The organism is Terriglobus sp. 2YAB30_2 (assembly GCF_052114765.1).
Classification (GTDB): Bacteria; Acidobacteriota; Terriglobia; order Terriglobales; family Acidobacteriaceae; genus Terriglobus.
The window spans coordinates 309,313-332,626 of sequence record NZ_JBFRFJ010000002.1 but is presented as its reverse complement, the minus strand read 5'-3'; the positions used below and the strand labels follow the sequence as shown (position 1 = coordinate 332,626).

Annotated in this window: 17 protein-coding genes; 11 read left to right on the top strand and 6 right to left on the bottom strand. The window is 58.8% G+C overall.

What is annotated here, in order from left to right; genetic code table 11:
- Positions 1 to 23 precede the first annotated feature (23 nt).
- A complete protein-coding gene (locus AB4Y89_RS04075; protein ID WP_442299616.1) occupies positions 24 to 2,087 on the top strand; it encodes a TolC family protein in 2,064 nt (687 codons plus the stop codon).
- Between the two features lie 304 nt (positions 2,088 to 2,391).
- A complete protein-coding gene (locus AB4Y89_RS04070) occupies positions 2,392 to 4,518 on the top strand; it encodes a thioredoxin domain-containing protein (RefSeq protein WP_442299615.1) in 2,127 nt (708 codons plus the stop codon).
- A gap of 96 nt (positions 4,519 to 4,614) precedes the next feature.
- Here AB4Y89_RS04070 and AB4Y89_RS04065 read toward each other — a convergent pair whose 3' ends face one another.
- Positions 4,615 to 5,550, bottom strand: coding sequence for a mechanosensitive ion channel family protein (locus tag AB4Y89_RS04065; protein WP_442299614.1), 936 nt, complete (start codon positions 5,548 to 5,550; stop codon positions 4,615 to 4,617).
- Positions 5,551 to 5,590: 40 nt separating this feature from the next.
- On the opposite strand from AB4Y89_RS04065, the gene AB4Y89_RS04060 reads away from it, so the two are divergent.
- The 4 genes from AB4Y89_RS04060 (at position 5,591) to AB4Y89_RS04045 (ending at position 11,957) form a co-directional block, all read left to right on the top strand.
- Complete coding sequence (locus AB4Y89_RS04060; RefSeq protein WP_442299613.1) at positions 5,591 to 5,962, top strand: hypothetical protein; 372 nt, start codon at positions 5,591 to 5,593, stop codon at positions 5,960 to 5,962.
- Positions 5,963 to 6,138: 176 nt separating this feature from the next.
- Entirely contained in the window at positions 6,139 to 8,310 is a 2,172-nt protein-coding gene (locus tag AB4Y89_RS04055; protein ID WP_442299612.1) for an alpha-ketoacid dehydrogenase subunit alpha/beta, read from the top strand.
- 83 nt (positions 8,311 to 8,393) lie between these two features.
- The gene (locus AB4Y89_RS04050; RefSeq protein WP_442299611.1) at positions 8,394 to 10,529 is read left to right on the top strand and encodes a DUF1800 domain-containing protein; all 2,136 of its coding nucleotides are present in this window, start codon (positions 8,394 to 8,396) and stop codon (positions 10,527 to 10,529) included.
- A 186-nt stretch (positions 10,530 to 10,715) separates the two neighbouring features.
- Positions 10,716 to 11,957: a DUF1501 domain-containing protein gene (locus tag AB4Y89_RS04045; RefSeq protein ID WP_442299610.1), complete on the top strand. Its 1,242-nt coding sequence runs from the start codon at positions 10,716 to 10,718 to the stop codon at positions 11,955 to 11,957.
- Positions 11,958 to 12,220: 263 nt separating this feature from the next.
- Here the strand turns inward: AB4Y89_RS04045 and AB4Y89_RS04040 are convergent, their stop codons facing one another.
- A complete protein-coding gene (locus tag AB4Y89_RS04040) occupies positions 12,221 to 12,637 on the bottom strand; it encodes a DoxX family protein (protein ID WP_442299609.1) in 417 nt (138 codons plus the stop codon).
- Positions 12,638 to 12,729: 92 nt separating this feature from the next.
- Here AB4Y89_RS04040 and AB4Y89_RS04035 point away from each other — a divergent pair, with 92 nt between their 5' ends.
- The 4 genes from AB4Y89_RS04035 to carB all read left to right on the top strand — a co-directional run bounded on the left by AB4Y89_RS04035 (position 12,730) and on the right by carB (position 18,146).
- Positions 12,730 to 13,044 carry a Rieske (2Fe-2S) protein gene (locus AB4Y89_RS04035; protein WP_442299608.1) on the top strand — a complete coding sequence of 105 codons (315 nt, stop codon included), beginning with the start codon at positions 12,730 to 12,732 and terminating at the stop codon, positions 13,042 to 13,044.
- A 143-nt stretch (positions 13,045 to 13,187) separates the two neighbouring features.
- Complete coding sequence (gene carA, locus AB4Y89_RS04030; RefSeq protein ID WP_442299607.1) at positions 13,188 to 14,324, top strand: glutamine-hydrolyzing carbamoyl-phosphate synthase small subunit; 1,137 nt, start codon at positions 13,188 to 13,190, stop codon at positions 14,322 to 14,324.
- A complete protein-coding gene (locus AB4Y89_RS04025) occupies positions 14,321 to 14,845 on the top strand; it encodes a hypothetical protein (RefSeq protein WP_442299606.1) in 525 nt (174 codons plus the stop codon). Before carA ends, AB4Y89_RS04025 begins: the two co-directional genes overlap by 4 nt.
- A 13-nt stretch (positions 14,846 to 14,858) precedes the next feature.
- Positions 14,859 to 18,146, top strand: coding sequence for a carbamoyl-phosphate synthase large subunit (carB, locus tag AB4Y89_RS04020; protein WP_442299605.1), 3,288 nt, complete (start codon positions 14,859 to 14,861; stop codon positions 18,144 to 18,146).
- Between the two features lie 65 nt (positions 18,147 to 18,211).
- Here the strand turns inward: carB and AB4Y89_RS04015 are convergent, their stop codons facing one another.
- Positions 18,212 to 18,703: a hypothetical protein gene (locus tag AB4Y89_RS04015; RefSeq protein WP_442299604.1), complete on the bottom strand. Its 492-nt coding sequence runs from the start codon at positions 18,701 to 18,703 to the stop codon at positions 18,212 to 18,214.
- A gap of 83 nt (positions 18,704 to 18,786) precedes the next feature.
- Here AB4Y89_RS04015 and AB4Y89_RS04010 point away from each other — a divergent pair, with 83 nt between their 5' ends.
- Complete coding sequence (locus AB4Y89_RS04010; RefSeq protein ID WP_442299603.1) at positions 18,787 to 19,854, top strand: dihydrodipicolinate synthase family protein; 1,068 nt, start codon at positions 18,787 to 18,789, stop codon at positions 19,852 to 19,854.
- A 109-nt stretch (positions 19,855 to 19,963) separates the two neighbouring features.
- Here the strand turns inward: AB4Y89_RS04010 and AB4Y89_RS04005 are convergent, their stop codons facing one another.
- The 3 genes from AB4Y89_RS04005 to tolB form a co-directional block, all read right to left on the bottom strand.
- Entirely contained in the window at positions 19,964 to 20,938 is a 975-nt protein-coding gene (locus AB4Y89_RS04005; RefSeq protein ID WP_442299602.1) for a tetratricopeptide repeat protein, read from the bottom strand.
- Between the two features lie 106 nt (positions 20,939 to 21,044).
- The gene (gene pal, locus AB4Y89_RS04000) at positions 21,045 to 21,791 is read right to left on the bottom strand and encodes a peptidoglycan-associated lipoprotein Pal (RefSeq protein ID WP_442299601.1); all 747 of its coding nucleotides are present in this window, start codon (positions 21,789 to 21,791) and stop codon (positions 21,045 to 21,047) included.
- A 120-nt stretch (positions 21,792 to 21,911) separates the two neighbouring features.
- Entirely contained in the window at positions 21,912 to 23,267 is a 1,356-nt protein-coding gene (tolB, locus tag AB4Y89_RS03995) for a Tol-Pal system beta propeller repeat protein TolB (RefSeq protein WP_442299600.1), read from the bottom strand.
- Positions 23,268 to 23,314: the final 47 nt, after the last annotated feature.

Below are 23,314 nucleotides of genomic sequence, written 5' to 3'. Positions count from 1 at the left end.
TCGCATTAGCTGGAGAGCGTAACGTGAAATTGAGACATCTGCAAGCCACAGCGAGCATTGCTTTGCTCCTGATGGGACCCGCCGCACAGTACGCTGCCGCACAGCAGCAGCAGACCGTCCCCGGAGGCGGAACGCCCGCGCAGGCACAGGCCAACGCCACTCTTCCCGCGGTACCGGAGCCTAAGCTCACAGAACCCTTTGACCTGCGTGATACGGCCCGGGATTATTCCAAGCCCAAGAGCCACCTTTTCAAGCCCTGGGCTCCTTATACCCCTATCAACGTCGGGGAACCTCGTCTCGGCAACACGCCGCGGCTCGATCAGCTTCTACGCGACGGCAAGATGTACCTTTCTCTCTCCGATGCCGTCATGCTGGCGCTGGAGAACAACTACGACATCGCCATCTTCCGCCTGAACCTCGATATCGCGGATACCGACCTACTGCGTGCACGCGCCGGCGCTACCTTGCGTGGCGTCTCTTCGGGTCTGGTTTCCAATACCCTCGGCGGCACGACGACAACAATCACCGGAGGCGGCGGTCCTGGCGGCACCAGCACCGCGGCCGGAGCAGCCGGTGCGGGCGCCTCGGGCCTGGTGCTTACCACGAACGGCGCCGGCCCAACGCCGATGAACCTGGATCCGGTACTTACCAGCACGCTACAGCTTGAGCGCGCCCGGACTCCGCAGACGACGAATTTCATCACCGGAACGTTCTCTCAGAATCAGGCGTCGGACACCTACAACTTCGGCTACTCCCAGGGATTCATCACGGGTACGCAGGCGACTGTAAGCTTCAATAACTCTCGCGTCAGCACCAACAGCACCCGTAGCGTGTACAGCCCGCAGCTCCAGACCACCTTCCAGCTCCGTCTGCAGCAGCACCTGTTGCAGGGCTTCGGGCCGGGTGTGAACGGACGGTTCATCGTGCAGGCGAAGAACAATCGCCGCATTGTAGACTCGGCGTTTCGCCAGCAGCTCATCTCGACCGTAACGCAGATTGAGAGCATCTACTGGGCTCTGGTTTCGGCGTATGAGGATGTGCAGGCAAAGACCCGCGCGCTTGATCAATCGACAAAGCTCGCATCCGATAATCGCAAGCAGCTTGAGATCGGTACTCTGGCTCCTCTCGATGTCGTGAATTCCGATTCTGCCGTCTCGACTGATAAACAGGCGCTGATCACCTCGCAGTCGAACCTCGAGTACCAGCAACTGCTGATCAAGCAGGCGATTGCCCGCAACACCAACGATCCTCAGGTTGCCGCAGCTCCCGTGATTCCGACCGATCGCGTCAGTCTCGACCGTCTTCCGGAAGAGGATGTGCAGATTGAAGACCTGGTGAAGCAGGCCTACGTCAACAATCCGCAGATCGAACAGGCCATGCTGGCCATGAAGAATAACGAGATATCAATCAAGGCGCTAAAGAACGGTCTTCTGCCGACGGTTGACGTTTTCGGGTTCTACGGAGCCGCTGCAATCGGCGGCGCATGGAACCCGGTTTGCGCCGGTGGTGCGCAGACCGGATGCCAGGGCCTCGCGCAACGTGGCTACGGTGGTACGTTCTCGGATCTGTTCAACTCCACAAATCCGGATAAGGCTGTTGGCCTCTCGGTCAATATCCCGATCCGCAATCGTGTCGCCCAGGCTGACCAGGCGCGTTCCCAGATGGAACTTCGTCAGTCGCAGATGCGTCTGCAGCAGCTCTACACGCAGATCCGCATGCTGGTCACCAACGCGCAGTTCGCACTCACCAATGACCGCGCGGCGGTACAGGCAGCTCAGGCTGCCCGTGACTTCCAGCTGCAGTCGCTGGACTCCGAGCAGAAGAAGTACCGTCTCGGCGCCTCAACTACAGCAAACGTTCTTCAGCAGGAGCGTAACCTCGCAACGGCAGAGAACAGCCTGATTTCGTCGACGGCAGCCTATGCCCGTGACCGCGCCTCGCTCTATCAGTTGCTGGCAAATACGCTGGACCGCTACGGCATCTCGCTTACAGATGCTGCAACCGGCACCATCAATCAGGCTCCGGTCATCCCTGGACTGACTGCTCCGAAGGACCCGGAACCGCCCAAGCCGCTTACTCCGCAGTAGTCCAGCACCAAGAACATAGCCGAAAGCCCAGCCATCAGGCTGGGCTTTCTCCTTAAACTTTCTCCCTAAATAAGAGAGGGCCGCCCCGGCGCGAGGCGGCCCGCAGAGGGTTCAACATCCAAAGAGCGCTCAGCGAATTTCAGTATTCAATCCCCAACGGAAATTCGTAAGCGTCCCCAGTTGTCTAAGGAGGCTACGCTCGATCGTTGCAGAGGTTGTCACGCTCGTGTCACTTTCAGCACCCTGAAAACCGTGGGCGGGCGAACCGGAACAAGGATTCCGTAAACCAACTATCCTAGAATCGATGTCTCACGAGCCGAACGCCCTTGCATCTGCCGCCTCCGCGTATCTTCGTTCCGCCATCAACCAGCCGGTCCGGTGGCATGAGTGGAGTCCCGCAGCCTTTGCGCTCGCCGTGGAACAAAATAAGCCGATTCTTCTCGACATCGGTGCGGTGTGGTGCCACTGGTGCCATGTCATGGATCGTGAGTCGTATGAGAACGATCAGACTGCCGCTGTCATTAACGAGCACTACATCGCCATCAAGGTCGACCGGGACGAACGTCCCGATGTGGATGCCCGCTATCAGGCAGCCGTCTCCGCGATCAGCGGGCAGGGAGGCTGGCCGTTAACCGCTTTCCTTACACCAGACGGAAGGCCTTTCTTCGGCGGGACCTACTTTCCTCGGCAGGACCAGTTCGGCAGACCTGGGTTTCAGCGGGTTCTCCTCACCATGGCCTCTGCCTTCCAGCAGAAGCGAGATGAGGTGGACGACTCCGCGGCTTCTGTTATGGCGGCGATTGAGCATAATGAGACCTTCTCCGGTCGCTCCTCGCGCATCACAGCGGAGCTGGCTACCAAGCTCACCTCCGCCATCACCGGCATGTACGACCAGCGCTACGGTGGTTTCGGCTCTCAGCCCAAGTTTCCGCACTCAACCGCAATCGATCTATTGCTCGACAGCGCGCTTCGTCCCGGCGCCGACGAAAAGATCTCCGCGTCAGCGCTCGGCACGCTAAGCGCTATGTCCCGGGGCGGGATCTATGACCATCTCGCCGGAGGCTTCCATCGCTATTCAGTGGATGAGCAGTGGATCGTTCCGCACTTCGAGAAGATGCTCTACGACAATGCAGGTCTGCTGGCAAACTACGCCCATGCCTTCCAGAGTTTTGCTGAACCGGAGGCTGCCCGTGTTGCGCGCGAGACCATTCTGTGGGTCGATACCTGGCTCTCTGACCGCGAACGTGGTGGCTTCTACGCCTCCCAGGATGCCGATATCAACCTGGACGACGACGGCGACTACTTTACCTGGACGCTGGACGAAGCCCGTTCTGTCCTCACCGCCGAAGAGCTGAACGTTGCGGCTCCGTTCTACGACATTGGCGATGTGGGCGACATGCACCACAACCCTGCGAAAAACGTGCTCCACGTAAAGCATCTGCTGGGACAGGTGGCGCAGCGGGCGGGAATGCCACCGGAGCAGGCAACATCGCTCCTGCGTTCCGCAAAGCAGAAGTTATATGCAGCTCGGTTGCAGCGTCCGACGCCTTATATTGACCGGACGATCTATACCGGCTGGAACGGCATGATGATCTCGGCCTACATCGCTGCCGGCAGGGCATTGGCGATTCCAGCTGTGACTGCCTTCGCGTTGAAGTCACTGGATCGGATTCTGGCAGACGCCTGGAACCCCGAGGTGGGACTCTCCCACGTCGTCGCCTATGCTGACGGGACATCCGCGCGGAAGCATGTCCCCTCGACCGTAGATGACTATGCATTCCTCGCGACATGTTGCCTGGATGCATGGGAATGCAGCGGAAACCTGAAGTATTACCTCGCAGCGAAAAGCCTGGCGGAGTATGTCGCCGCGAACTTCTGGGATCCAACGGGGTTGGGGTTCTTCGATACCCCACTTACCGACGAACCGGCGCTCGGAGCGCTTTCAGCCCGCCGAAAGCCGTTGCAGGATGCGCCGGCGCCGGCTGCGAATCCGACCATGGCTTCGCTGTTGGTACGGCTCGAAGAGCTCTCCGGGAAACAGGAGTACCGGGACATGGCCTTCGACACACTGGAAATCTTCGGTGGTGTTGTGGAGCACTTCGGTCTCTACGCGGCCAGTTATGGTCTGGCCCTGCAGCGTTTGGTACAGCCGGCGGCCCAGGTGGTGATCCTGGGGGACGATGAAGCCGCGAAGATGCTGGAGGCTGCGGCGCTGACTCGTTACTCCGTTTCCAAGAGCGTCATCCGCCTCTCCTACACACAGCTTTCCGCCCTTCCGGAGACATTGGCGGAGACGATCCCAAATCTGCCCGGCATTGAGTCCGGGAAGAGCGTTGCGATTGTCTGTGCGGCGAAAACATGCCATCCGCCGGTTGCCGATCCGGAGAGTCTTCTGCAGCTTTTGAACCGAGCGCTAGTGCATTTTTCCTAAAGGTGTAGAGCGAAGCTTTGACTGTTTGCGCCGTTTTCCTTCGAAGAAAACGGCATTCGCAGATTTATCCAACGCCACAGTATTAGGAGAATTGCTCTAATCCCCGCCACCTAATACCGTGGTGGGTGCGGATGGAAGTGTAGGGTCTTGCGCGTTAACGATGACCGCACTGGAAGGAATGCCCAGGCGAATCTGGTTCTTCTCAAAGCCAAGCAGGATTCGCCTCCGCAGCTCGCGTAGTACCCCATCCTTCTGGTTGGCGCGAACCTTGGTATTCACCAGGTAGAGAACCTCACTGCCATTGATCTTGTCGACGCCCAAGACCTTCGGATCTTCAATCGTCACCTGGGCGAAGGCGGTGTCTTTGCGGACCTCCATCGCCAGTTGGCCCAGCAGCTCCATGACTTTGTCCGGATTCTCGCTGGCGTCGACACTTACGTGCAACGAAGCGACGGAGTAGTCGCGCGACAGGTTCTGGACCGTCGTGATCTGTGAGTTGGGAATGATGTTTTGGGTTCCGTCGCCGTCACGCAGAATGGTGCAACGCAGACTCATGTCTTCGACTGTTCCGGTAAGCCCAGCCATCTTGACTGAATCTCCAACATTGAACTGATCTTCCAGCAGGATGAAGATCCCGTTCAGCATGTCCTTAAAAATCGACTGCGCGCCGAAAGAGATGCCGAGTCCGACGACGCCGGCAGATGCCAGCAGCGGTTTCAGGTCGATATCGAAGATCGGCAGAATCTGCAGCAAAACATAAAAGCCAATGGCCGTGTATGCCGTGGCTCGCAGCACAGAGGACATGGTGCGCAACTGCGAGGCGCGTTGTGAGTTGCCCACCTGCCGGTCGGCCATGCGCCGCATGCGTCTAACAAAGAAGAGGGTAATGCGCTGCAGGATGAAGCCGAAGATCAGAATGAACGCGACCTTCGGCAGATCGTGATGGACGAAATCACTTGCCTGCTCATGCCAGTTGCGTCCTACCTGCAGGGTACGAACTTCTTGCGGGGCGAAGATCGAAAGGTGCATCATAAGCTTCTATTTCATCACGGTGGTTTCGAAGGGGGTTCCCATGAAAGTCACGCGTATTCTGCTTCTCAGTCTGCTTATGACGGCCTCGGTGGCCCAGCAGGGCGGCAATACCGGTGGCTCGCGCGGCGCCCGGCCGGGGCCGCCGACGACGATGCCGGATGTCACGATGGGAGCGCCGGATGACCGCCCAGGAACCTTCGACGCGACCATGGAGAATCAGCGGGCCAAAATGCGTAACGAGGATCGGCAGAAACGGCTGGTGGAAGACACTCAGAAGCTGCTGACGCTGGCCAATCAGTTGAAGGAAGAAGTAGACAAGTCCAGCAAAGACACCATGTCGATCACTGTCATCAAGAAGGCTGAGGAGATCGAGAAGCTGGCTAAGTCAGTCAAGGAGCGGATGAAGGGGTAACAGCGCTCCCTAGGAGATCGCGAGCAGGCAAGCGCAGAGATACATGATCGTAAACAGGAGGCTGCGGCACATCATCTAGTCCTTCGAGAAACGGCGGATCGACCCTTAGGGTGTGTGATCGGCAATCGTAGGATTTGCAATAGGGACAAAGGGTTACAATCGAGAAGCAGAATACGATGCCTCGCAATGCCGCAGCAGCTACGACCCCGAAGCAGGCCGCCGATCACGGTGGCCTGAGCGCCGAGCAACTCGTCGAGTTCTACCGGTATATGTATCTGTCGCGGCGCATTGACGACCGCGAAATTCTGTTGAAACGACAACAGAAAATCTTCTTCCAGATCTCCTGCGCCGGCCACGAGGCCCTGCAGGTGGCTGCCGGTTTTGCCCTGAAGCCCAGCTATGACTGGTTTGTGCCCTACTACCGCGACCGTGCCATCAGCCTGGTCCTGGGACAGACCGCGGAGGATCAGCTCCTGCAGGCGGTCGGCGCCGCAACTGATCCCCAAAGTGGCGGCCGGCAGATGCCCTCCCACTGGACCAGCAAAAAGCTCCATATCGTCAGCCCATCGTCCGCAACCGCGACCCAGTGCCTGCACGCGGTCGGCATAGCAGAGGCGGGGCGATACTTCAGCAATCATCCGAAAGCGGCAGCAAAAGTTGACGGAGACTACCGTCAGTTCAAGGATGTCGTTTTTTATAACGACGAGGTTGCTTATACCTCGATCGGCGAGGGTTCCACCTCGCAGGGCGAGTTCTGGGAGGCGCTGAATACAGCGTCGAATAGCAAGCTTCCGGTGTTGTTTCTGGTGGAAGACAACGGCTACGCCATCTCCACACCGGTCGAATGCAACACGCCGGGCGGAAACATCTCGCATCTGGTGGCGAACTTCCCGAACTTCTTCTTTGCCGAGATCGACGGCACCGACGCGATTGCCAGCTATCGTGCTCTGGTTGAGGCTGTGGCCTGGTGCCGCAGCGGCAAAGGACCGGCGCTGGTGCATGGCCATGTGATTCGGCCATATTCTCACTCACTCTCGGACGACGAACGTCTCTACCGTACCGCGGCGGAGCTCGAGGCCGACGCCCTTCGCGATCCCATCTCGAAGATGCAGGCATTCCTGATCCAGGAGGGGATTCTGGACCAGGAGGGGGTTGCGTCGCTGGAGAAGGCCGTCGACCAAGAGGTGCAGCGTGCGGCGGACGCCGCTCTCGCTGCTCCGCTGCCGCCGGAAGATTCGATCCTGGTCCACCAGTACTCCGAAGACCTGGATCCCAAATCTTCGGCCTTCGCCACGGAGCCGAAGCAGACCGACGCCGCCGAGCGGACGATGGCTGACCTGATCAATCTCTGTCTGCACGACGAGATGCGGCATGACGAACGCATTGTCGTCTTCGGCGAGGATGTAGCGGATGTCAGTCGTGAGGACGGGCTGCGGAGCGGGGAACTCAAGGGGAAGGGCGGGGTCTTCAAGCTAACCTACGGCCTGCAGAAGGCGTTTGGTGGAGACCGTTGCTTCAACTCTCCGCTCGCCGAGGCCAATATTGTCGGCCGAGGGATTGGAATGGCGCTCCGGGGCCTGAAGCCCGTGGTTGAGATCCAGTTCTTCGACTACATCTGGCCGGCGGTTCACCAGATGCGCAACGAGTTGAGCGTAATGCGCTGGCGCTCGAACGGCGCCTACTCGGCACCGATGGTCATCCGCTGCCCGATCGGGGGATATCTGACCGGTGGTTCGATCTATCACTCCCAGTCGGGTGAGAGCATCTTTACCCATACTCCCGGGATTCGCGTGGTGATGCCGTCCAACGCCCTCGACGCCAACGGTCTGTTGCGCACTTCCATCCGCTGCGATGACCCTGTGCTGTTTTTGGAGCATAAGCGGCTCTATCGTGAGGCCTATGGCCGCGCTTCCAATCCAGGGCCGGACTACATGATTCCGTTCGGCAAGGCAAAGATCGTCAGGTCAGGCAAGCATCTTACCGTCGTCACCTACGGCGCCGTTGTGCCGCGTTCGCTGCAGGCAGCACAGAAACTGGAGCGCGAGAAGGGAATCAGCATTGAGGTGATCGACTTGCGCTCCCTGTCGCCCTACGACTGGGAGGCCATCGCCGAATCGGTTCGGAAGACCAACCGTGTTCTGATCGCGCACGAGGACATGATCAGTTGGGGCTACGGCGCCGAGATCGCAGCCCGTATTGCGGACGAGCTCTTCCACGACCTGGATGCGCCTGTCCGCCGTGTGGCCGGAATGGATACCTTTGTCGCCTATCAGCCAGTACTGGAAGACCTCATCCTGCCCCAGCCGGAGAAGATTTACGCCGCGATGAAGGATCTGGTCGAGTTTTAGGCGAGCCTTAGTTATTTCGGTAAAAAGTCATTCAAACGGCAACTTGTGGGGTAGATTGGGTTTCTTCCCCCACAGGTGCTGCCATGTTTCGCTCCGACTCTGCCTTCCGTACACTGTGTTCCGCCGCACTATGTGGCGTGCTGCTCTGCCAGCCATTGCTGGCGGAGAGATCAGTTTCCAATAAAGCGAAAACTGCGGGCACTATCGCCGCGCAGGACCGCGCCCGTTACGCCTTGAGCCGGTTTACCTTCGGCCCTCGTCCAGGCGAGATAGAAGCGGTGGAGAAGACCGGTCTGGAGCGGTGGTTTGACCAGCAACTCCATCCTGAAAAACTGGATGACACAGCGATGCTGATGCGGCTGGACCAATATCCAGCCATGAAGCTCTCTACGGCGGAATTGATGCGGCGCTTTCCGAGTCCGCAGATGATTCGTGTGATGGATCGGACCGGCGCATCTCTTCCCAGCGATCCCATCGAGCGGGCGATCTACCGCAGCCAGATCGAGCAGTACAAACTGCGGACGGCAGCGCAGGAGAAGGGACAGAGTCCCGATGCGATGCAGCCACAGAACGAGATGGCTGCCGGCGAAGACAATCCCGGCAAACGGGAAGCACGGATGCAGGCTGCCGGCATCGCTCCAGGGCAGCCGCAGCGCCTGGTGAAGGAGCTTGTAGAGCTTCCGCCGCAGGAGCGCTTCCAGAAGATTCTCGCGATGAACACGAGTGACCTGATGGCGCTCCGCATCGCCGGCCCGCAGCGTCTTTCTTCACTGATGGAGGGGATGACGCCAGAGCAGAAAGAGACATTGGCGGCGCTTGGTGGAACGCCGCGGCTTGTCGGGGCAGAGCTGATGGAGCAACGGCTCATCCGTGAGATCTACTCGACGCACCAGGTCGAAGAGGTCATGACGAACTTCTGGATGAATCACTTCAATGTGTACGTCCGCAAAAACGCGCAGGAGCCGTACTACCTTCCGAGCTATGAGCGCGATGTGATTCGTCCGCGCGCATTGGGGAACTTCGAGGACTTGCTGGTAGCCGTCGCCAGAAGTCCTGCAATGCTCGTCTATCTCGACAACTTCCAGAGCACCGGCCCCAACTCTGCCGCGGCTAGCCAGGGAGGCTTTCTGCGGACAGCGGCACAGCAGAATGCTCCGCGCGGCCTGAATGAAAACTACGCCCGTGAGCTGATGGAGCTGCACACGCTGGGAGTGAACGGCGGATATACGCAGAAGGACGTCACCGAGGTAGCAAAGGTCTTTACTGGGTGGACGCTCGATCCGGGTTTCCGTCCGAAACAGCTTCGGGGCGGTGTCTTCGGCCGTGAACGCAGGCAGCAGGCGGCGCAACAGATCGGTATGGGCATCGCATCCGCGAACAGTTTTGCTTTTCTTGACCGCCGCCACGAGCCCGGCTCGAAGACCGTGCTGGGCGTCACCATCAAGGAGAACGGCGAGAAAGAGGGGCTTGAGGTATTACACATGCTTGCCACCAGCCCGGCAACCGCTCACTTCATCAGTCAGAAGCTCGCGGAGCGCTTTGTCAGCGACCATCCGGATCCAGGATTGATCGAGAAGATGGCAGCCAGCTTCACTCGCTCCCATGGAGAGATCAAGGCTGTCCTGAAGACCATGTTCGATGCACCTGAATTCTGGGCGAAATCGAATGAAGGCGCCAAGTTTAAAACTCCAGAGGAGTTCCTGGTGAGCGCCGTTCGTGCAACCGGCGCCGAGGTTAGTAATCCGCTGCCTCTGGTTCAGGCCATGAACACACTCGGTATGCCGCTCTACGGAGCGCAGCCGCCAACGGGCTACAAGTGGGACCAGGAGACATGGCTGAACACCGGAGCCCTGGTCAATCGTATGAACTTTGGCATCCGGCTCGGGCACAGCCTGCCGGGAGTGGCTGTCGGCGATCCATCGGGAGAGCAGCAATCAGAAGAGGCAAAGGAACAGGCGTTGGAGAAGACCCTCTTGGGGAGGGCAGCCGGCGAGGGGACGCGTAAAACAGTCCTTGCGCAGTTCCGCAATCCTGAGCTGCAGGCCCAGGCTGAAAAGAGTCTTTCCGCTACCGAGGAAGAGACGCAGAGTAACGGAACGGCCTCGGCAAGTGTGCCTTCGCGGCGTTCCCGTGCCGGAGCCACCGTCTCCGCTCTGGATGATCAGACGGCGAATATGATCGGCCTTTTGATTGGATCGCCAGAATTCCAGAGGCGATAGGGGAGAGTCTTCTGGAACGTTTCCCCTGTTTCTGGGTATCACGGAAGAGGCGTGCCGCGGCGTTTCTATTGAGGAAAACGCCCATAGCATGCGGAAGCTCTGGATTACACCAACAGGGAAAATGTTCTGCCCGGCGAGAGAAATGCTCCGGATACGGGTCAAAACTAACGTAGAGAGGTTCTGGCGATGCGGATAACAAGGCGTGGATTCATGAAGGGTGGCGCACTGGCGCTCGTCGGTACGTCGACGATTCCAAGTTTTTTGACGCGTTCGGTGATGGCAGAGGTTACAACAGCCGCGGCCAACAAGAAGAAGCTCGTCGTCCTCTTCCAGCGCGGTGCAGCAGATGGTTTGAACATCGTTGTGCCGTATCACGAGAAGAACTACTACACCATGCGTCCGTCGCTTGCCATCAAACCGGAACAGGTTCTGGATCTGGATGGTTTCTTCGGCCTGCATCCATCAATGGCGTCCTTCAAGCCGCTTTATGAGCAGGGACATCTCGCGATCGTGCATGCTACGGGGTCACCCGATATAACACGGTCTCACTTTGATGCTCAGGACTTCATGGAGAGCGGTACGCCTGGCCTGAAGGCCACGGCCGATGGTTGGCTGAACCGGGCATTGCAGGAAGAGAAGCTGCGTGAGGAATCTCCTTTCCGTGCGGTTGCCTTAGGCGGTCAGGTCCCGCGCACGCTGCAGGGCAAACTGCCAGCAATCGCCATCAGCAATCTGCAGGATTTCTCCGTCGGTGGACGCGGTCCCGATCCATCTCCGATGTCGAATGCGTTTCAACAGATGTACGCCGATAGTGTCGACGCTGTGCTGCATGGCACGGGGCAGGAGACCTTCGAAGCTGTTCGCATGCTGAAGTCCGCAGATCCCGCGCACTACACGCCTGCGAATGGAGCAGCATACCCAAATACACCCTTCGGTAACAGCATGAAGCAGATTGCGCAGTTACTGAAGGCAAACCTCGGCGTGGAAGCAGCGTTTGCGGACATCGGTGATTGGGACACGCATCAGAATCAGGGGAACGTGAACGGACGCCTTGCGAATCGTCTCAAAGAGTTTTCCGATTCGATTGCCGCTTTCTGGAAGGACATGGGTGACGATACAGAAGACATCACGTTGGTCACGATGTCTGAGTTCGGACGCACGGCGCGTCAGAATGGCACCGGCGGTACGGATCATGGTCACGGCAATGTAATGTTCGTTCTCGGCGGAAATGTAAAAGGCGGTAAGGTCTATGGCAGATGGCCCGGCCTTGAGAACGAACAGTTGAATGAAGGCCGCGACCTGGCGGTGACAACGGACTTCCGTCGGGTTCTGGGTGAGGCAGCGTACAAAACGCTGGGAGCGAAAGATCTGAAGCTCGTTTTCCCAAATACGAACGTGCTTCCGCAAGAGTTCTTAAACTTTTTGTGAGTCTTAGTCGTTAACTGGGATATCACATGTGTGTGAGACAACTTTTTCGGATCACAAGCGTCTGATGAAGTGTTGTCAATCAACAACGTCTGGGTTACCGACTACGACCTGGGCTTCCATAATCCGCACCATCACTCCCTCCCATTTGGGGCTCCCAGCGTATCGGGAGCCCTCACTTCTTAAGGGCACAGTGACCTTTCATAAGCAGAGCGCGCATCTACTCACGGAGAGTCTGAGTCTGATTAGTCGAGACCGAAGTCTGATCAGTCCAGACCGATGCGATGATCCGCTGCCATGACGCCCGGGCCATAGGTAGCGAGCATCAGCGCAATCACAAGGCAGGAGAGCGCGTACTGTGAGCCTGCAAAGCCTTTGTGAATCGTCACCAGACCGATCGCGAAGCCCATGTTGACTGCAGCGAGAAGCGCCCAGAAGCGAGTGAGCAGGCCCAGGATCAGGCACAGCCCGCCGACGAACTCCGTGATGGCTGAGATGTAGCCAAGCCAGTACGGCATGCCGAGCGAATGCACAAAGGCTGCGTGATGGTTCATAGCAGAAAGCGCAGGTGCTCCATGCGATGGAATCACCTTGCCCCATCCCCAATACATCAAGCCGATGCCCAGCGTAAGACGAAGCAGAAGAGCGGCGGTCGGTTGCAAGCCATCAAGCCATTTACCCATAGGCCTAGTTAACCTCTCTTTGCGTCTGCCTGTCAGTGTGAAAACAGCGGAAGGGAACCCGGTTCGTTAGCATGTTGGTGGAGAGGTTGTTCATGTCGCAGTGGGTCCGCTTGTGTTCGATCAAGGAAGCGCCGGGGGAAGGCAAAGCAATGCAGGTGACAACAGCCGACGGTATTGACGTCTGCCTGGCAAGGCTGGACGGCGAACTGCATGCGCTGGATAACTGGTGTCCTCACCGGCGGGGCCCTCTGGGGGAAGGCTGGGTGGAAGGGGGAGCGATCGTTTGTCCGTGGCATGCCTGGGCTTTCGACCCGAAGACCGGCGTAGCGCACTCGCCCGAACGGGCGAGCGTGGAAGTTTTCGCGCTAAAAACGGAAGGCGACGATCTGCTTGTTGATCTCGCGTAAATGCAACTGAGATGGGACGTCGTTTCACCAGGAATGGCGATTTTCTGCCGGAAAATATAGGGTCCGGAGCATCTTCTGGCCCTGCGCTTTTTAGGCGCGGCAAAAGCTGATAAAATCGATTGAATCCACTCCTTGGAGAGGCGATGCAAGCCATCCTGGCGCTCGAAGACGGGCGCATTTTTCGCGGCAAGGGCTTCGGTGCGAAAGCCGAATGCTACGGAGAGGTCGTTTTCAATACATCGCTGACCGGATATCAGGAGATCTTTACCGATCCCTCGTATGCCGGGCAGATCGTTGTCTTGACGAACCCGCAAATCGGGAACTACGGCACCACGCCCAGCGACGCAGAAGCGTCGCGACCCTACATTGAGGGGCTGGTTGTTCGTGAGTTTTCTCCTATTAGTTCCAACTGGCGCTCTACTCAGGTAACCGATGAGTACCTCGAGCGCTATAACGTACCTGTCATCTCCGATATCGACACGCGCGCCGTGGTTCGCCATCTGCGCACCAACGGTGTCATGCGCGGCGTTGTCTCCACGCTGGAAACGGATCCGGACAAGCTCATTGCCAAGGCGCGTGCCATCAAGAAGATGGATGGTACGGATCTGGCCTCAGTAGTCACGACCAAGTCTGTCTACGAGTTTAATGCCGACGATCCACGTAACCAGGCCGGCGATCCGTTGCTGCCGCAGGCGCGCGATGGCAAAGGCGAGCCTCTGCACGTGGTGGCGTACGACTTCGGCATCAAGCAGAACATCCTGCGCATGCTCACGCGCGAGGGCTGCCGTGTGACGGTCGTGCCGGCAACCACGTCTGCGGAAGAGGTGCTGGCGATGAATCCCGACGGTGTCTTTTTCTCAAATGGCCCCGGAGATCCGGAACCGCTGCACTATGCCATCGAGAATGCGCAGAAGCTCAAAGGGAAGACGCCGATGTTCGGTATCTGCCTTGGGCACCAGATCTTCGGTCTGGCTCTGGGCGGCAAGACCTACAAGCTGAAGTTCGGTCATCATGGCGGCAATCATCCGATCATGAACAAAGAGACCAGCAAGGTCGAGATCACGGCGCAGAATCACAACTTCAACGTCGACCCGGCAAGTCTGCCCGCCGACGTTGCCGTAACTCACGTGAATCTGAACGACGATACGCTTGCCGGTCTGAAGCACAAGACCGATCCGATGTTCAGCGTGCAATATCACCCGGAGGCAAGTCCCGGGCCGCACGACTCGCACTATCTCTTCCAGGACTTCCGCAAGATGATGGAGGAGTGGAAGAAGTGATTCGGAGCCTGACAAAAACGGCGGTGGTGTTCTTCCTAACCCCCGCCGTCTTTGCAGGCGAAAAGTCGAAATCACTGAAGTCGTTTTTCTGCGTTCCGGTCTCACCTTCAGAGTGGAAGCTCCAGGGGTATCCTCCGCTGATCGATCCGAAAGCGGGGACAACCTACGCGGAGATTTGGGCGAGCGGAACGATGGTGGAACGAGTCAAGCTGCGCCGCTTTCAGCGCAACCGTGACGTGATGTATGAGTACCACTACGACACGGCCGGAAATCTGAAGTCCCTTCAGGCTTCGTTACATTACTGGGGCTACTGGGTCGCCGAAGCGGAACTTCCGCTGAAAGGCGAGACAGAGACAGGCCTCAAAACAGTTCACTACTACAAGGCTCGCGCAATCACCGGGGAGCAGGTGCGCGAGACGATGAATAACCCCGAAGAAAAAGGCCGCTACCTCAACGAGCTGAATGCGGCCACACGTTGGATGACAGCGCAGGCAGTGCCCTGCGCCGACAAGCTGAGTTAGGAAGAGAGACGCAATGCCACGCAGGAATGACATCGCGAAGATTCTGGTGATCGGCTCAGGTCCGATCGTGATTGGCCAGTCGGCAGAGTTCGACTACTCCGGCACCCAGGCGTGCAAGGCCCTGAAGGCCGAGGGCTACGAGGTGGTGCTGGTGAACTCCAATCCAGCCTCCATCATGACGGATCCGGAGGTTGCCGACCGCACCTACATCGAACCGCTGAGCTACGCCTACCTGGAAGAGATTCTGAGGCTGGAGAGCGAGATGCTTGCCGAGAGCGGCAAGGCAGGGAAGTTCGCCGTACTGCCGACCGTAGGCGGACAGACGGCTTTGAACCTCGCCGTAGACCTCGCTGATGGCGGCGTTCTGGAGCGCTACAACGTAGAGTTGATTGGCGCCAAGCTCGACGCGATCAAGAAGGCCGAAGATCGACTCCTGTTCAAGGATGCGATGAACAAGATCGGTCTGGACATGCCGCGTTCCGCGCTCGTCAACAACCTGCGCGACGGTCTCGAGTTCACCGCAAAGATCGGCTTCCCGGCAGTGATCCGCCCCTCGTTCACGCTCGGTGGGTCCGGTGGCGGTATTGCCTACAACCGCGAAGAACTGATGGAGATTCTGTCCCGCGGTCTCGATCTGTCTCCGGTCCACGAGTGCCTTATCGAAGAGAGCGTGCTTGGATGGAAGGAATATGAGCTTGAGGTCGTGCGTGATCTCAAGGACAACTGCATCATCATCTGCTCCATCGAGAACTTTGATCCGATGGGCGTGCACACGGGCGATTCCATCACCGTGGCTCCGGCGCAAACGCTGACCGACCGCGAGTACCAGGTCATGCGTGATGCTGCCATCAAGGTCATCCGCGAGATCGGTGTCGAGACCGGCGGCAGCAACGTGCAGTTCGCGGTCAATCCGCAGAACGGCCGTATGACGGTCATCGAGATGAACCCACGAGTTTCGCGCTCGTCGGCGCTTGCATCCAAGGCGACTGGCTTCCCGATCGCAAAGATTGCTGCGCGCCTGGCTGTTGGCTACACGCTCGATGAGATCAAGAACGACATCACCAAGGCGACGCCTGCCTGTTTCGAGCCCACCATCGACTACGTCGTGGTGAAGTTCCCGAAGTGGCAGTTCGAGAAGTTCCCCGGTGCGGACGAAGGCCTTGGACCGCAGATGAAGTCCGTCGGCGAGGTCATGGCCATCGGCCGTACCTTCAAAGAGGCCATGTTCAAAGCCGTCCGTTCGCTGGAGACAGGCAAGAAGGCCACCGCTACGGACATTGAGCCACGCCGCCTGACACAGCGCCTGGTTACGCCTCACCCTGACCGTTTCAACTACGTTCGCTATGCCTTCGAGAGAGGCATGAGCGTGCGCGAAGTCGCTCGCCTGACCGGCATGGATCCCTGGTTCCTTTACCAGGTCAAGCAGGTCGTGGACGAGATCACGGCTGTCAGTGAAAAGCCGGCGGCCCAGATCAGTGCAGACGAGCTGCGCACTGCGAAGCGCATGGGCATCTCCGACGAGCGCCTTGCCGCTGGCTGGGGACTCGAGGGACGCGCCGGCGCGATCGAGGTGATGAACCTTCGCAAGAAGCTGGGTGTGACTCCGGTCTACAAGCTGGTGGATACCTGCGCTGCCGAGTTCGAGAGCTTTACCCCGTACTTTTACTCCTGCTACGACGAGGAAGATGAAGCAACGCCGACGGCAAAGAAGAAGGTCATCATCCTGGGTTCCGGACCGAACCGCATCGGACAGGGTATCGAGTTCGACTACTGCTGCTGCCACGCAGCCTTTGCTCTGAAGGATGATGGTTACGAAACCATCATGGTGAACTGCAATCCTGAGACGGTTTCGACCGACTACGACACGGCAGATCGCCTCTACTTCGAGCCGTTGACCTACGAGGACGTTCTGGCTGTCTACGAGCATGAGGCTGCAAATGGGGCAGAGGTTGGCATGATCGTTCAGTTCGGCGGTCAGACTCCGCTGAACCTGGCGCTCCCGCTGAAGGCTGCCGGTGTACCGATCATCGGTACCTCTCCCGAGTCCATCGATCTCGCCGAAGATCGCAAGCGCTTCGGCAAGCTGATCGAAGAGCTGGAAATTCCTCAGCCGCAGGGTGCTATGGCAACCTCGGTGCAGGAGGCGCTCGAAGGCGCCAACCGCGTCGGTTATCCGGTGCTGGTGCGGCCTTCCTACGTTCTCGGTGGACGCGCCATGGTCATTGCCTACGACGATGATGCCATCGTGAAGTACATGAGCACCGCGATCGAGTATTCGCAGGAGCGCCCGGTACTGATCGATCACTTCCTTGAAGACGCTACCGAAGTCGACGTCGACGCTCTCTGCGACGGCAAGGATGTGATCATCGCCGGCATTATGCAGCACATCGAAGAGGCCGGCATTCACTCCGGTGACTCCTCCTGCGTGTTGCCGGCGGTCGATATCGCGCCCGAGGTGCTGGATACCATCCGCAGCTACACGCGGAAGCTTGCTCTGTCGCTGAATGTCATCGGTCTGGTGAACATCCAGTTCGCGATCCAGTACGGCAAGGTCTACGTGATCGAGGTTAATCCTCGTGCGTCGCGCACGGTGCCGTATGTCTCCAAGGCAACCGGCATCCCGCTTGCGAAGATTGCGTCGCGCCTGATGATCGGCAAGACACTGAAGGAGCTGCTGCCCGAGCAGCTCGCCAGCGGCAAGGACCTTGGAACCGGAAGTCACTACTTCGTGAAGAGCCCGGTCTTCCCCTGGGGCAAGTTCCCGGGCGTCGATACGGTTCTCGGACCGGAGATGAAATCCACGGGCGAAGTCATGGGCGTCGCCGACAACTTCGGCGAAGCCTTCGCCAAGGCACAGATCTCCGCCGGACAGGTATTGCCGAAGAAGGGCAACGTCTTCCTCAGCGTCAACGACCACGATAAGTCTCAGGTGGTGAACCTTGCGCGTCAGTTCCGGGAGATGGGCTTCCACATCGTGGCAACCCACGGAACGGCCGATGTCTTGGAAGATGCCGGCCTGCAGGTAGAGCGCGTCTACAAGGTCAAGGAAGGCCGTCCCAATGTCGTGGACTACATCAAGGGTGATCGCATCCAGCTCATCGTAAACACTCCGCGCGGGCAGGATACCTTCTTCGATGAAAAGGCGATCCGGCGCGCCGCGGTCCTGGCTCGTATCCCCACCATCACGACGATTGCCGCGGCACGCGCTGCGGCAGAGGGAATCGAATCCCTCCAGGGTGGTTCGGTCAACGTCAATGCGCTGCAGACGCTGCATGCGGAGCGCGAAGCCGTACAGGCATAACAGACCAGACTTTACAAAAAGAGGCGTGAGCACAATGCTCACGCCTCTTTTGTTTCGCAGAAAACTTAGAGTTCTTCTTTTGGAAGACCAAACGTCGCACCGATCGAATAGGAGATCATCGACAGGGGAATCCAGCTACCGACAGCGAAGCCATATCCGCCCATCAGGCCGCTGGGGTTAGAGATGTCGAAGAAGGTCCGATAGAGCTTCTCCAGTGCGCCGCAGCCGTTGCACAGCCCAGGCCCGGTAGGAAGATCCAGAACATAGACGCACAGAATCGAAAACATCAGCAAACCGGCGATCCAGATGTAGCGTGCGACTTCGTTCTTCGTCACCTTTGAGGTCGCAAAGCCGGTGATGATAGCTGCCAGAAAGATAACAGCTGTACAGAGCAGCTTCGGTTGGGTTGCATTTGGATCGGGCTTTGACAGCCCGAAGACACTGACCACCACAACAACCACAAGAAATGCCAGGAATGTGTGCACTGCAAACCAGAGGGCCTCAAACCCAAGGTCCGTTGCAGACTTCCCCCCTACATCTTCGATGTCTTCTGCCATGCAGCGAGCTTTCGTCTCCCGAATGATCTATTTGGCTTCCATACACGGTACGACATCGAGGGAAGCGATGGAAATAGCCTTTCGTGGTATTGCTCTTGATGCCGTCAACCGCTATAAAGCGCATTAAAATAAAAGCCATGCTGCTCGATGGATTGCATATCCCTGCCACCACTCCGTTTTATTCCGATGGCCGCGTATACCTGCGTAAGCTGGAGCACAATGTAGCGCGCTATTCCATGACCCCTGCCGCCGGCATCGCGATTCTCGCCGGGCCGGGCGAAGCGGAGATGCTGGATGATACCGAGACCCGGGATGTGCTGGCGGCGGCTGTGGGCGCTGCTGCTCCTGAGAAAGTCCTTTGGGCTGGTGTTAGCCGCTCTGCTGTAGCTGCCACACTCGATCTGATCCATTACGCGGCAGGCCTTGGTTACGACGTGGCTCTGGTTCGCGTTCCTGCGGTCGAACCGTCGGTGTACTTCAGCGCCGTCGCAGATGCCAGCGAACTTCCTGTCGTAATCTTCGACCCCGAATCAGCACTCACCACGGAAGAGGTTTCACGGCTATCGCTCCATGCCAGAATCTTTGGCATCGTGAGTGGGGCCAGCAATATCGCGGCCGTAATTGCTGCGTCAGCCCAAGCTCCCCGTCGCGATGTCGTGGTCACTCCAATATTCTCTGCCGTAACGGGGCGGATGCAGGCAACGCAGAGTTCGGGAGCTGCAACCTTTGTGAGCGCCGGCAGTCTGGCGGATGGAGGCGCTGCTGTCGCGGTTGCTCCACCGAAGCCGGCACTCAAGACACGCACGCGCAACGTAGGCTTCCAGGTCCTTTCCTCCTCAGATGCCGGCATGGTCGATGCCCTGGCGGCCGGAGCACAGGGACTTTTGACGACCTTTACGGCCAGCGCGCCGCAGGCATGCCATGAGGTCTATGCCGCTTGGAAAGACGGCGACCCAAAACTGGCTGCAGAGAAGCAGACCCGCATCGCTGCGCCTGCTGCTGAGATTGTCGGGGGATTGGGGATCGCCGGTGTGAAGTATGCTGCGGAGCTGACGGGATATTACGGCGGAAAGCCGCGTCTGCCACGTCTGCCGCTCACCGCTGACCAGCGGGCAGAGATAGAGCGCCGGATGTACGGAATCCGTAGTTAGAGCATTTTCCTTGTTGCTGGGTATCCCGAAGAGACGTGCAGTGGCATTTTCATTGCGGAAAACGCCCATAGATGCGGAAGCTCTGCTCTGCACCTACAGGAAAAACGCTCTAGCGGCTAGCCTTCAGTCCGTTCAGCTTTGCCTTGGCCTGGTTCGCCTCCGGCGTGCCAGGGTAGCGGGCAATCAGCGCACGCAGCTCGCGGGCTCCGGCAGCCTCCTGCCGGGTGGCGATCAATGCGTAGCCCTTATGTAGGTGAGAGAGGGCTGTCTTGTTGTTCCCCGGATACTGTTCCAGCACCTTGTCATAGAACTTGATGGCGGTAGGGAACTTCCCGGCACGATAGTCGATCTCGCCCAGGTAGAAGTTCGCGTTTCCAGCCAGGGCATTGTCCGGATAGTACTGGATAACCCGGCTGAACTCCGCTGATGCCAAAGCATATTTGGCGGCAACGTAGTCCCCATACGCAGTCTGGTAGAGATCAGCCACAGGCGGCGCTGCGTCGGCCACCGGCTGGGCGGCGGGAACATCTGCCGGCTGTGTCTGAGTCATCGGCGTTCCGGGGCCGGGCTTGCCTTTCCGCGAAGGAACCACCGGCGCCGGAGGCGTGTATGGGGTCATATCGGGGGCCGGATTTGTTCCCGAAGGCGCCGCGGTATTCCCACCGGAAGGTACGCCGTTATCCAGCTTCGCATTGATGGACTGTTGCTGATTCTGAACGTCTGTCAGCGATTTTTCCATGCGGCCGAGACGAGCCTTCAATTCGTCCAGAGCATCGTTCAGCGCCTGCACCTGGCCGTTGATCTGGTCGGATTTGCCGCTCTGGGCTTCGGCGCTGGCGGTGACCTGCTTATGCAGTCCATCGACGGTGACAGACATGCGGTTGACGGAGTCGGCTGTCTGCTGCACCAGGTCCCGCAGGACGCCCATGCGCTCGTCATTGGCCTGCTGCAGCCGTGCGACGGCGTCCTGCAACGCCTGTACCTGGGTCTGCAGTTGCACCATGTCTTTATTCACGGCGAACGCTGGAGGGACGAAAAGGGAGCAGGTCAGCAGGGCTACAGGTGCAAGACGTGTAAGCTTCATGGCGGTTTCCTCAAACGCTTTCGACGCGGAAAAGGCGCTTGCCGCGAGCAAGCGCCTTTTCCGGGTTGTTCATTCTAGTCTACGACGCCCAAACTGCGGGTCCGGACTAGCGGTCCAGTGAGAACTGCGCACGGCGGTTCTGCTGCCAGCACGACTCAGTCTGCTCGGTGCAGAACTGCTTTTCCTTGCCATAGCTGATGACGCGCATCCGCGAGGGCGCGACGCCGGCATTGACCAAAGCGGTCTTGGCGGCATTGGCACGATTCTCACCCAGGGCGAGGTTGTACTCGGCCGAACCACGCTCGTCGCAGTAGCCGCCGATTACGACCTTGATTGCCGGGTGGGCGGCCAGGTAACTGGCAGAGGCAGTGATGGAAGACTGCGCATCGGTGCGGACATCGTAGCTGTCGTAGTCGAAGAAGACGTCCTGGACATTCCGCGCGAACTCGGCGTCCGAACCCATATCCGCATTGCCCGTGGGCGCAGCCGGGGTCTCCGGAACACGTACTGTCACGCGGACGTTGGCCTCAGCCGAACCGCCGTCACCACGAGCAACCAGGTGGAAGTTCGTGGAGCTCGACGGAGTCACCGTCTGGGTTCCGTTAGCATTGACCGCACCAATGCCGTCGATCGTCACCGAGGTAGAGTTCGTGGTACGCCAGTTCAATACGACCGACTGACCAAGGTCGATGGCCAGCGGTTCAGCCGAAATGTTGGCTGTCGGAGCAGGCGTCGGCGGGACTTCTGGAGCGGTATAGGGTGGGGGGGCAGAAGCCTTCTTGTGGCAGCCAGCAGCGCCGAAAGCCAGCGCGATCGCCAGGACGGTCATCTTACGGAGTGCGGGTACGTTCATCGGAAATCTTTCCTCCTGCCTCGGCGCGTTCAAATCGGCCGGGTCCTACACTTTGTTTTGATTCAACACTGTTGGTAAGTTGCTGCAAAGCAAATAGAAAAAAGGGGGTGCCAGCCGAGGTTACTTCCAACTCCAGTTTGGCATGTCATTACCGCCGTTTGTAGTCAGGCGGCGTTTCTGCGTACCGTCAGCCAGCATGCTCCAGATCTCCATCTTGCCGCTGGCCGTACTGGCATAAACGATATGGCGCCCGTCAGGCGACCACGACGGGAAGTCGCAGCGGCCGCTGTCATGCGTCACCTGAACCCAGCGGTAGGAACCGCCGGCGCCGGGTGCGACCTCCTGTACATAAATGTCCTGTCCTCCTGGCGCGCCAGGGCCGTATTTCCGGTTCCAGGCAAAAGAGAGGAATTGCCCGTTCGGCGACCATGACGGAGAAGTTGCGTACCCGATGTCGGTCAGGCGGGTAACGCCGGCGCCATCGGCATCCATGATGTAGACCTGGGGAAGGCCGCTGCGCCCGCTGATCCAGGCGATCTGGGCGTTTGTCCGGGGATTCCATACCGGCGAGACATCCGGACCACGGAAGGAGGTCAGGCGATGCGCTCCGTTGCCATTGCCGTCCGTCTCCCAGATCTCCGGGTCACCGGTGCGGGAACTCGAAAAGGCAAGGCTGTTGCCTGTTGAAGCCCAGGCGGGGGAAAGATTGGTTCCGCCAAAGCTGGGGAAGTTCACCAGGCGTCCCAGAACCAGCGAATACATCCGAATGCCCCAGCCATCCTTGCCGAGAGAGGAAAAGGCGATACGCGTACCGTCAGGCGAGATACGGGGCGACAGGGAAACCGTGCCCAAATGCGTGATCTGATGCTGGTTCGCGCCGTCGTAGTCCATCATCCAGATCTCTTTGGAACCGCCGGCCTGGTGGACGTAAACGATCTTGGTCTCAGCGATACCGGGGATACCACCGCCCAGCCGGAAGATGATCTCGTCGGCGAAGCGGTGTGCGATCTGCCGGGCCGAGTCATCGGTAGCGTCTTCGCTGTACTGCTTGGCCAGGACCTGTGGATACTGGACGTTTTTGGTGTCAAAGAGCCATCCGTTGACGACCAGCTTGCCGGACTGCACGGTAGTCGAACCGAAGGCGACCATGGCGGCGCTGACCGGAGCGGGCGACCACTGCTGCACGTTCATCTCGCTGGGGGCTCCAGGCGTTGCCTGGGGCAGCAGACTCTTCGACACCAGGTCGAAGATGCCGGCATTGGAGAGATCGGCATAGAGAACTGAATCGAAGGTGCGCTTCAGCGCAGCGGAATCACCCGATCCCTGTTTGAAATCGGCCGCGGCGATGCGGATTTTATCGACGCCGGTGCTGGTCTCAGTCTTGAACCAGTCCTGGGCACGGGCGGGGACCACCGTTGTGACGACTGCGGCCACGAACGCTAGAAGAACGTTGAACTTACACGACGGACTTTGCATTCTCATCCTATGGTATGACGGAACTTAATCCGGTTTGATGCGGTAAA